Source organism: Elioraea sp., from assembly GCF_051860475.1.
Taxonomy (GTDB): Bacteria; Pseudomonadota; Alphaproteobacteria; order Acetobacterales; family Acetobacteraceae; genus Elioraea.
Genome location: NZ_JBHYDW010000150.1, coordinates 1 through 10,156, shown reverse-complemented (window position 1 = coordinate 10,156; position 10,156 = coordinate 1). Strand labels below are relative to the sequence as shown.

Here is a 10,156-nt window from a genome sequence, read left to right as displayed (position 1 = left end):
GGGGGGCGGGCGCCCCCCCCCCCCCCCCCCCCCCCCCAACTCTTACGTCAGTCTGCATTGGGACGCGTACGCGTCCTGGTGATCCTGGAACGCCGTGCCGATCGTGCGATTCACGATTCGCCCGCGCTCATCCTTCACCACCTCACGCATGTAGATCGTCTGGATCGGATGGTTGTTGTTCCCGAACCGGAACCTGCCACGTACCGACTGGAAATCCGCCCGCTTCAGCGCCGCCGCGAACGCTGCGCGATCCCCCACCCGTCCGCGCGTCGCCGCGATCGCCGAGCCGATCAGCAGCGCGGCATCATAGCCCTGGCTGGCATAGAGGCTCGGCAGCCGCCCGTAGTCGCGCTCGAAGGTGTCAACGAACTGACGGTTCGCCGGCTCCGGCAGATCGAGCGCCCATTGCGACGAGTTGAAGCAGCCAAGCGCGTCCTCGCCAACGGCCGGCAGCACGTCCTGGTCGAAGCTGAAGCCGGGCCCGTAGAGCTGCACGCGCGCGCGCAGCCCCGCCGCGGCGTACTGCTTGATGAAGTTGATGCCCAGGCCGCCAGGCAGGAAGATGTAGACAGCCTCGGGGTTCGCGCTCCGGATCGCCGCAAGCTCCGCCGCGTAGTCGAGCTGGTCGAGCCGCGTGTACTGCTCGGCGATCACCTCGCCCTTGAAGAACCGCTTGAACCCGGTCAGCGCATCACGCCCGGCCGGATAGTTCGGCGCCAGGATGTAGGCCCGCTGCTTGTTCTGCTGCGTGACGTACTGCCCAACCGCCTCGTGCAGGTTGTCGTTCTGCCAGGCGACGTTGAAGTAGTTCGCGTTGCAGCCCTCGCCGGCGAGTTGGCTCGGTCCGGCATTGGCGCTGATATAGGTCGCCGCCGGCAGCACCACCGGGGCGACGGCCAGCATCACGTTCGAGAACACGATCCCGGTCAGCACCTGGATCCGGTCACGCCGCACCATGCGCTCGGCGATCGCGCGGCCGTTCTCGGGGCGCAGCCCGTCATCGGCGATCATCACCTCGACCGGCAGCCCGCCGAGCCGTCCGCCGGCGTTCTTGACGACCAGGTTGAAGCCGTCGCGGATGTCGTTGCCCAGCGCCGCCCCGGGCCCGGACAGCGTGGTGATCATGCCGATCCGGATCGGCGCCGACTGCGCCAGCGCCGGCGCGGCCAATCCCGCCACCGGAACGGCGGCCGTGGCCGCAAGCACATCCCTTCGAGTCAATCGCATCGTGACCTCCCCCTATTCGTCGTCACGCCGTAGGCACGGTCGTGCCGATCATGCAGTCGCGCGAAACCAGCGCCGCGAGCCGTGCCTCGTCCCACCCCTCGGTCCCGTCGGGACGACGCGGCAGCACGAGATAGCGCAGATCCGCGGTGCTGTCGTGCACCCGCACGGTCACGCCCTCCGGCAGGCGTACGCCGAACTCGGCGAGCACCGCGCGCGGCTCGCGGACAGCGCGCGAGCGGTACTCGAAGCTCTTGTACCAGTCGGGCGGAATGCCGAGCAGCGGCTTCGGGTAGCAGCTGCACAGCGTGCAGACGATCATGTTGTGCACGGAGTCGGTGTTCTCGACCACGTGCAGCGGGGTTGCCCCCATCTCGACGCCGAACGCGCGCACGGCGGCGCTGCCGTCGGCGAGCAGACGCGCCTTGAACGCCGGATCGACCCAGGCGCGCGCGACCACCTCCGCGCCGAGCGCCGGGGTGATCGTGTCCATCCGCTCGATCTGGCGCGCCACCTCGCCCGCGGCGAGCACGCCCGCCTCCTCCAGCAGCTCGCGCAGCGCCCGCGCGCCGAGCGCCGGGCGCGAGGCGAAGGACGGATCGTCCGGCGCGTGGTCGTGGGGGTGGTCGTGCGGCCCGTCATGCGGCATGGGCAGGCTCCAGCCAATGCTCGTAGAGCTCGACATCGAGCGTGTCGGTCGAACTGCCTCCGTATTGGCCCCAGACCGAACCGAGCGGAAAGCGTACGCGATACAGCACCTGCTTCGGCAGCCCGTCCTCGCCCACCGCGAGCCCCTCGGGGTTGGCGAATGGCCCCATCACCTCGGCGACCGTGCCGGTCAACCCGCGCACGTAGTGCGGCGTGCGGATGTGCTGCCGGCCGAGGCTGATCGCCGGCCGCTCCTGCGCCACCCGCACCGTCGTGCCGGGCGCGAAGCGCGCGCTCATAGCTTCGCCTCCAGCTCGGCGACGCGTGCGGCGAACGAGCCGGGCGGGATCAGCCCGTCCTTCTCCATGGTCCAGGCGATACTGGCGAGCCAGCGCTCGTAGTAGCTGAGCCGGCGATAGTCCTCCGGCGGCATCTGCTCGATGCCGAGGCGCAGCTTGTCCGCCGACATCAGCCCCTTCTGGCCGAGTACGTAGCGGATCGCGTCCACCTCCTTCTCCCACGGCGCGAGCACGTGCTCGGCGCGCGGCACGGGGCCGGCGGGATCGCCGCCGATGTCGTGGTGGCCTCGATCGGTCTCGCTCATGGCCCGAGTCTAGGGGGTAGCGCGCGCGTCGGGCAATCTCAGGCTGCCCGTCCGACATGGGCCAGCATGTCGGCCCCCGGAAGGGTGTGGATCGGCGCCGCCTTGGCCAGCGCTTCCAGGTCGGGGATCGGTCGGCTGCACCCATGGATGCGCGCGGTCGCCCGCTCGATCGCGGCGGCCGTGGCGAGCAGGGCCGCATCGCCTCGCCGCTTCCCGACGATCTGGAGCCCGAACGGCAGGCCGTTCGCGTCCAGCCCGCAGGGCAGGATGATCGCCGGATGCCCGGCGAGCGTGGCGGCATAGGGCAACGCGAGCCAGTGGTAGTAGGAGCGGAGCTTGACCCCGTCGATCTCGGTCGGCGCAAGCTCGGTCCATGGCCGCGGCTGCACCGTCATGCCGGGGGTGATGATCAGGTCGAAGTCCTTGAAGAAGGCGCTGAAACGGCGCCCGATCGCGGTCTGCGCGACATGCGCCCGTGCGCGGTCCTCGAGCGTGTACGTCAGCCCCTCCTCGACATTGGCGATGATGTTCGGGCCGAGCACGTGTCGCCTGGTGCGGTAGGCCGGCATGTGCTTCGCCAGCATCCCCTCCGCCCGCAGCACGGCGAAGGCGTCGTCCGCACCGGTCATGTCCGGCGTCGCCTCGGCGACGGAGCCGAACAGGTGGCGGATCCTGCCGATGCGGTCTCGGAACAGCCCGCGCACCTCCTGCGAGGTCGGGCAGAAGCCGAAATCCTCCGTGACCGCGACACGCAGGGACCCCGGATCGACCTCCGGCAGCGGATAGAACGACGCCGGATCGACCGGGGCGGCGAGCGGGTCATAGGAGTCGTCCGCCGCCATCACCGCCAGCATCAGCGCGACGTCGGGCACATTGCGCGCCATCGGCCCGAGTACCGGCAGGCACGACCAGCCCATGCCGCGCTTCTCGGATGGCACGAGGCCAGCGGTGGGCCGGTAGCCGACGATGCCGCAATAGGCGGCCGGGTTGCGCAAGCTGCCGCCCGTATCGGAGCCCGAGGCGAGCGGCACCATCCCGGTCGCGAGCGCCGCCGCCGAGCCGCCCGAGGAGCCGGCGGCGTTGTGCGTCGGCCTGAACGGGTTGCCGGTCGGGCCATAGACGGGGTTCACCGAGTTCGCGCCCGCGCCGAACTCGGGCACGTTGGTCTTGCCGAGCACGTTCCCGCCGGCGCGGCGCAGGTTCGCCACCATGCCGCAATCGGCATCGGGAACGAAGCTCTCGAACTGGCGGCTGCCATAGGTGGTGCGCAGCCCCTTCGTTTCCTCGAGATCCTTGATGCCGAGCGGCAGCCCATGCAGCGGCGGCAGCGCCTCGCCGCGCATGACGGCCTGCTCGGCGGCCTTCGCGGTCTCGCGCGCGGCCTTCTCGTCCATCGCCACGATCGCGTTGATCGCCGGGTTCACCGCCTCGATCCGCTTGAGGCAGGCATCGAGCAGGTCGACCGGGCTGATCGCCTTGCGCCCGATCAGGCGGCGCAGCTCGATCGCGGTGAGGTCGCAGAGCGCGGTGTCGGTCATGGCGTGTCCCCGAGTTCGGTCAGGTAGAGATCGTAGGTGGCGCGGTCGAAGCAGGCGAAGGTGACATCGGCCTCGCCGTGTGCTGCGAGGTCCTCGCGCACGGCCGCGACCGCGACGCGCACCGCCTGGCTCGCCGGATAGCCGTAGATGCCGGTGGAGATCGCCGGGAAGGCGATCGACGAGAGGCCCCTCTCCCGCAGCCGGGCGAGGCTCGCGCGGTAGCAGGCGGCGAGAAGGTCCGCCTCCCCTGCCCCGCCGCCGTGCCAGACCGGCCCGACGGCGTGGATGACGTGGCGCGCCCGCAGCCGGAAGCCCGGCGTGATCACCGCCCCGCCCGTTCGCACCGGCGCGAGCGGGCGGCAGGCCTCCCACAGCTCCGGCCCAGATGCGCGGTGGATCGCGCCGCACACCCCGCCGCCCGGCAGCAGATGCTCGTTCGCCGCGTTGACGATCGCGTCGAGGTCGAGCGTGGTGATGTCACCCTGCCAGGCGCGGAGCGGCATTCAGTACCCCATCGCGCAGCCGTCCTTGCGCGGATCTGACCCCGCCACGAGCGAGCCGTTCGCGTGGTCGATCCAGATCGCCTGGCCGCCGCCGTGCGGCTTCTCGACCAGCTTCGGCGTGTGGCCCATGCGCGCGAGTCGATCCACCGTGGCGGAGGGGATGCCCCGCTCCACCTCGACCGCGCCCGAGCGCGGGAACAGGCGCGGCGCGTCGATCGCCTCCTGCACGTCCATGTCGTGGTCGAACATGTTGGCCAGTACGCTCGCATGGCCGAAGGGCTGGTAGTGTCCGCCCATCACGCCGTAGGGCATGACCGCGCGCCCGTCCTTCATGACCATGCCGGGGATGATCGTGTGCATCGGCCGTTTGCCCGGGGCGATGCAGTTCGGATGCCCGCGCTGCAAGCGGAACCCGAAGCCGCGGTTGTGCAGCATCACGCCCGACTTGGGCGCGAGGATGCCCGAGCCGAATCCCTCGAACAGCGAGTTGATGAAGCTGCATGCATTGCCGTCGCCGTCGACGACAGAGAGGTACACGGTGTCGGCGTGCGCGGGCAGGATCTCGGCCATGCCGGCGGGCGGCAGTTCGCGCATCGCGCGCTCGGGATCGATCGTGCGCGCGAGTGCAGCGAGGTAGTCCGGCGACAGCAGCCGCGCGACCTCGACCTCCACCTGCGCCGGATCGGCCAGGAACGCATCACGGTCGCGATAGACCAGCCGTCCGGCCTCGATCGCAGCGTGCCAGCGCGCGGCCGACATCGCCTCCGAGGCGGGCCCCAGCCGGTCGAGCACGCCGAGCAGCATCAGCGCGATCAGCCCCGAGCCGTTCGGCGGACACTGCACCACCTCGTAGCCGCGGAACGTCCCGCGGATCGGCGTGACGAACTCCGCGGTGGCGGTGGCGAAGTCCTCCTCGGTGTGCAGCCCGCCGAGGCTGCGCAGCTTCACCACCATGTCCGCGGCGACCGGCCCCTCGTAGAACGCCTTCGCGCCACCCTTGGCGATCGCGCGCAAGGTCGCGGCCAGTTCCGGCTGGCGGAACACCTCGCCTGCCTTGAGCGCCGCGCCGTCGCGCAGGAACCTCGCGCGGCTGTCGGGGTCGGCCGCGAGCTTGTCGCGTGACGACGCCCAGTCCCACGCCGTGCGGTCATGCACCGGGTGGCCGTGCTCGGCGAGGCGGATCGCCGGTTGCAGCACCTCGTCGAGCCCCTTGCGGCCGTGCTTCGCGAGCAGCGCCTCCCAGGCGCGCACGGCGCCAGGCACGGTCACGACATGGGGGCTGACAGGATCGAACGCGGTGATGCCCCGGTCCTCGAACCAGTCGATCGTCGCTGCGGCCGGCGCCTTGCCGGAGCCGTTCATCGCGATCACGTCGTTCGAGCCGGCGGGGGCATAGAGGCAGAAGCAGTCGCCGCCGATGCCGGTGGATTGCGGCTCGACCACGCACAGCGCGGCGCAGGCCGCGACCGCGGCGTCGAGCGCGTTGCCGCCCGCGCGCAGGATGTCGAGCGCGGCGAGGGTCGCCACCGGCATCGAGGTGGCGGCCATGCCGTTCACGCCCCGCGCGGGGCTGCGGCCGGGACGGTGGAAGTCGCGCATCGCTTCTCTCCTTGGCGTCCCTCAGACGCAGGTCATGCCGCCGTCGATCAGCAGGCTGGCGCCGTTGATCAGCGCCGCCGCCGGCGAGGCGAGGAACACGGCCGCGCCCATCACGTCCTCGACCTGGCCGATACGGCCGAGCGGGATCGCGCGGATGCTGCGCGCCATGGTCTTCTCGTCACTCAGCAGTCCGGCGGTCAGGGGGGTCTCGATGAAGGTCGGGCAGATCGCGTTCACCCGGATCCCCTTCGGCCCGAGCTCGACCGCCATCGCCTTGGTCAGCCCCTCGAGCGCGTGCTTGGTCGCGGTGTAGATCGAGCGGTTCACCCCGGCAACATGGCCGTTCACTGAGGAGAGGTTGATGATCGCACCGCCCTTTCCGGCCGCCACCATGCCCTGCGCCACCGCGTGCGCGACTGTCACCGCGGCGCGGATGTTCAGGTCCAGCAGCGCATCGACGGACGCGTCGTTCAGCTCCAGGAACGGCTCGCGGATGTTGGTCCCGGCGTTGTTCAGCAGCACGTCGAACGGTCCGTGCGCGGCGACCACGCGACGAACGGCGTCACGGTCGGTGACATCCAGCGCGACCGCGACCGCCTTCGGCAGGCCGCGGCTGGCGATCGCGGCGACCGTCGCGTCCATCTCGTCCTTGGCGCGCGCGGCCAGCACCACCCCGGCTCCGGCCTCGGCGTAGGCGATGGCGATCGCCCGGCCAAGCCCGCGCGAGGCGCCGGTCACCAGTGCGCGCTTGCCGTCCAGCCGGAAGCTCGGCGTGGTCGGGACCCTGGTCTCGGAGGACGAAACGGCCATCGCTCGATGCTCACTCCCCTGTCGCGTTCCGTCGTGATGCCACGGGGCTACTGGGCGGTCCAGCCGCCGTCCACCAGCAGATGGGTCCCGGTGACCATCCCGGCGGCAGGCGAGCAGAGATAGACCACCGACGCCGCGACCTCCTCGACCTTGGCCGGCCGGCCCATCGGGATACGCGCGAGGATGTCGGCACGCGTGGCCGGGTCGGCGAAGGCCCTGGCCGCGAGTGCGGTCTCGACGAAGGTCGGCGCGATCGTCACCACGCGGATGCCGTGGGGTGCCAGTTCGAGCGCCATCGCCTTGGTCATGCCCTCGACCGCGTGCTTGGTGCCGCAATAGACGGTGCGGTTGGGCCCGCCGACCACGCCCATCTGCGAGGAGACATTGACGATCACCCCGCCCCGACCCCCTGCCGCCATGCCCTTGGCCACCGCCTGGGCGACGAAATAGGCCGCGCGCACGTTCACGTCGTAGAGCGCGTCGAAGGTCGCCTCGTCCATCTCGAGGAACGGCTTCGGACGGTTGATGCCGGCGTTGTTGACCAGGATGTCGTAGGGGCCGGTTGCGGCGATCCGCGCCCTCACGGCGGCGGTGTCGGTGACGTCGAGCGCCAGCACCATGGCCTCGCCGCCGGAAGCGCGGATCGCGGCTGCGCCCTCGTTCAGTTCGTCCTCGGCGCGCGCGGCGAGCGTCACCACCGCGCCGGCTGACGCGAGCGCCGCCGCCGCCGCCCGGCCGATGCCACGGCTCGCGCCCGTGACCAGCGCGCGCTTGCCGTCCAGCCGGAACCCGGTCGCCGTCATGCATCTCTCCCTTCGCCGCTCCGGACAGGGCACGCGCGAACGCCCGGCACGTCAAGGCATGACAGGTTGGTGCCCAGCGTGGATGATCGCGCCAAAGCCGGGGAGGACCGCATGGCCGAGACGATCGCGTGGGAGGATTTCGAGCGGGTGGAGATCCGCGTCGGTACGGTGGTGGACGCCCAGCCGTTTCCGGAGGCCCGCAAGCCCTCGCTGAAGCTCTGGGTCGATTTCGGCGCCCCGATCGGCACGCGCCAGACCTCCGCACAGCTCACCGTGCACTACAAGCCGGACGCGCTGATCGGCCGCCAGGTCGCCGGCGTGGTGAACTTCCCGCCCAAGCGCATCGCCGGGTTCGAGAGCCAGGTCCTGGTGCTCGGCTTCCCGGACGAGAACGGCGGCGTGGTGCTGGTGCGCCCGGACTTCCCGGTGCCGGACGGCGGGCGGCTGTTCTGACCCCTCAGCCCAGGCGCCGTGCGCGCCACTCCCACGCGCCGACACCCACCGCGATCGCGACCGCGATGACGTTGGCGATCGCCGCCGGGTGCATCACCGCGACGATCGCAATGGCGAGCAGCGCCATCTGGGTCCAGGGCAGCGTGCGCGTCAGGTAGCGTTCACCGATCGCGCCCATGCAGAACACCCCGACCGCGCCGCCGATCAGCGCCAGCGCGACGCGGTAGAGCGGCGCCTCGTGCCACATCACCAGCGCGGGCCAGTAGACATAGATGAACGGCACCAGGTAGGCGGCCATGCCGAGCCGCATCGCCGTGAAGCCGGTCTTCATCACCGGCGCGCCCGCGATCCCCGCCCCGACATAGGCGGCAAGTGCCACGGGCGGCGTGATCGCGGAGACGCCGCCCCAGTAGTAGCAGAACAGGTGCGCGACCAGCGGCGGCACTCCCATCTGCGCGAGACTGGGCGCCACCAGCGTGGCAGTGATGATGTACACCGAGGTGGTCGGCAGCCCGAAGCTCAGGAACAGCGAACTGCCCGCCGCCAGCAGCAGGGCGGGCAGGAGCTGACCCTGCGCCAATCCGATGATCGACTGGGTGAACAGCAGTCCGATCCCGGAGAGCCCGACGCTGCCGACGATGAAGCCGACCCCGGCGCAGGCGACCGCGGTCGAGACCGTGTTGCGCGCGCCGGCCTCGAGCGCGGCCAGGATCTTCGCGAGGTTCATCCGCGTCTCGCGGCGGAGCGCGCTCACCGCGATCACGGTCAGGATCGAGAAGAACGCCGCGAACAGGGCGGTGAAGCCCAGGATCAGCATGCCGATCAGCACGAAGATCGGCACGACGAGATGGCCCTGGCCGAGCAGCACGCGCTTGACCTTGGGCAGGCGGTGCCGCGGCAGCCCCTCCATCCCCACCTTCACCGCGCGCAGGTGCACCTGAAGATACACGGCCGCGTAGTAGAGGATCGCGGGCAGCATCGCGCCGGCAGCCACCTGCGCGTAGGGCATCTGCAGGTACTCGGCCATGATGAAGGCCGAGGCGCCCATCACCGGCGGCAGGAACTGCCCGCCGCACGAGGCGACCGCCTCCACCGCCGCGGCGTAGTAGCCGCGGAAGCCGAGCCGCATCATCAGCGGGATGGTGAACACGCCGGTCGAGGCGACGTTGGCCGCCGAGGAGCCCTGGATCGTGCCCATCAGCGCGCTCGCGATCACCCCGACCTTGGCGGGCCCGCCCGGCGAGTGGCCGGCGGCGGCGAAGGCGATGTTGGTGAAGAAGCTGGTCGTGCCGGATTGTTGCAGGAACGCGCCGAACAGGATGAACAGATAGACGTAGGTCGCGGAGACGCCGACCGCGATGCCGAACACCCCCTCGGTGGACATGTACATGTGGCGGATCACGCGGCGGAAGCCGAACCCGCCATGGGCGAGGATGTCCGGCAGCCAGGGGCCGACGAACAGGTAGCCGACGAAGATCGCCGCCAGCACCAGCAGAAACATCCCCATGGTGCGGCGCGCCGCCTCCGCCACCACGACGCAGAACACCGTGCCGACGATGATGTCGGTCCCGGTCGGCATGCCGCCGCGCAGCACGAAGTCCTCGTAGATCGCGGCGAGATAGACCGAGCTCGCCGCACCCAGCAGCCCGAGTGCAAGATCGAGCGGGCTCGGCTGGCGATCCCTGCCGCGCGCGGTCGCGGGATAGAGCAGGAAGCAGAGGAACAGCATCACCGCGAGGTGGATCGGCCGCTGCTCCAGCGCGGGCAGCGGGCGGTAGCCGGCGGTGTAGAAGTGGAACAGCGACGAGGCGATGCCGACCACGCGGATGATCGGCACCCAGATACCCGCCGGATTGCGGGTCTCGCCGCGGATCTCGGCCTTCGCGCTGATCGCGTTGACGTCGATCTCACCATCGCCGGCGAGCTCCGGCCGGCGCCACTCCGCGCTCTCGCGCCGTGACCGGCCAGCACCTC

At 70.8% G+C, this 10,156-nt stretch carries 11 protein-coding genes; 1 reads left to right on the top strand and 10 read right to left on the bottom strand.

Annotated elements, in window-relative coordinates; translation table 11 throughout:
- Positions 1–42: 42 nt before the first annotated feature.
- From ACTIFU_RS19820 to ACTIFU_RS19780, 9 genes are read right to left on the bottom strand one after another with little or no spacing between them, the layout of a single operon-like run.
- Entirely contained in the window at positions 43–1,227 is a 1,185-nt protein-coding gene (locus tag ACTIFU_RS19820) for an ABC transporter substrate-binding protein (protein WP_439580048.1), read from the bottom strand.
- Between the two features lie 22 nt (positions 1,228–1,249).
- Complete coding sequence (nthA, locus tag ACTIFU_RS19815; RefSeq protein ID WP_439580047.1) at positions 1,250–1,873, bottom strand: nitrile hydratase subunit alpha; 624 nt, start codon at positions 1,871–1,873, stop codon at positions 1,250–1,252.
- Positions 1,863–2,171 carry an SH3-like domain-containing protein gene (locus ACTIFU_RS19810; RefSeq protein WP_439580046.1) on the bottom strand — a complete coding sequence of 103 codons (309 nt, stop codon included), beginning with the start codon at positions 2,169–2,171 and terminating at the stop codon, positions 1,863–1,865. The genes nthA and ACTIFU_RS19810 overlap by 11 nt, the downstream gene beginning before the upstream one ends.
- The gene (locus tag ACTIFU_RS19805) at positions 2,168–2,476 is read right to left on the bottom strand and encodes a hypothetical protein (protein ID WP_439580045.1); all 309 of its coding nucleotides are present in this window, start codon (positions 2,474–2,476) and stop codon (positions 2,168–2,170) included. Before ACTIFU_RS19805 ends, ACTIFU_RS19810 begins: the two co-directional genes overlap by 4 nt.
- A gap of 38 nt (positions 2,477–2,514) precedes the next feature.
- Positions 2,515–4,014 (bottom strand): amidase, encoded by a 1,500-nt coding sequence (locus tag ACTIFU_RS19800; protein ID WP_439580044.1) that lies wholly within the window; start codon positions 4,012–4,014, stop codon positions 2,515–2,517.
- On the bottom strand, positions 4,011–4,517 hold the full coding sequence (locus ACTIFU_RS19795; protein WP_439580043.1) for an O-acetyl-ADP-ribose deacetylase: 507 nt from the start codon (positions 4,515–4,517) through the stop codon (positions 4,011–4,013). The genes ACTIFU_RS19800 and ACTIFU_RS19795 overlap by 4 nt, the downstream gene beginning before the upstream one ends.
- Entirely contained in the window at positions 4,518–6,116 is a 1,599-nt protein-coding gene (ggt, locus tag ACTIFU_RS19790; RefSeq protein ID WP_439580042.1) for a gamma-glutamyltransferase, read from the bottom strand.
- 21 nt (positions 6,117–6,137) lie between these two features.
- Entirely contained in the window at positions 6,138–6,926 is a 789-nt protein-coding gene (locus ACTIFU_RS19785) for an SDR family NAD(P)-dependent oxidoreductase (protein ID WP_439580041.1), read from the bottom strand.
- Positions 6,927–6,973: 47 nt separating this feature from the next.
- Entirely contained in the window at positions 6,974–7,729 is a 756-nt protein-coding gene (locus ACTIFU_RS19780) for an SDR family NAD(P)-dependent oxidoreductase (RefSeq protein ID WP_439580040.1), read from the bottom strand.
- 111 nt (positions 7,730–7,840) lie between these two features.
- Between ACTIFU_RS19780 and ACTIFU_RS19775 the strand changes: the two genes are divergently transcribed.
- Positions 7,841–8,182 carry a tRNA-binding protein gene (locus ACTIFU_RS19775; RefSeq protein WP_439580039.1) on the top strand — a complete coding sequence of 114 codons (342 nt, stop codon included), beginning with the start codon at positions 7,841–7,843 and terminating at the stop codon, positions 8,180–8,182.
- 4 nt (positions 8,183–8,186) lie between these two features.
- On the opposite strand, the gene ACTIFU_RS19770 is transcribed toward ACTIFU_RS19775, so the two are convergent.
- The coding region (locus tag ACTIFU_RS19770) for a TRAP transporter permease (protein ID WP_439580038.1) at positions 8,187–10,156 on the bottom strand (1,970 nt) is incomplete at its 5' end.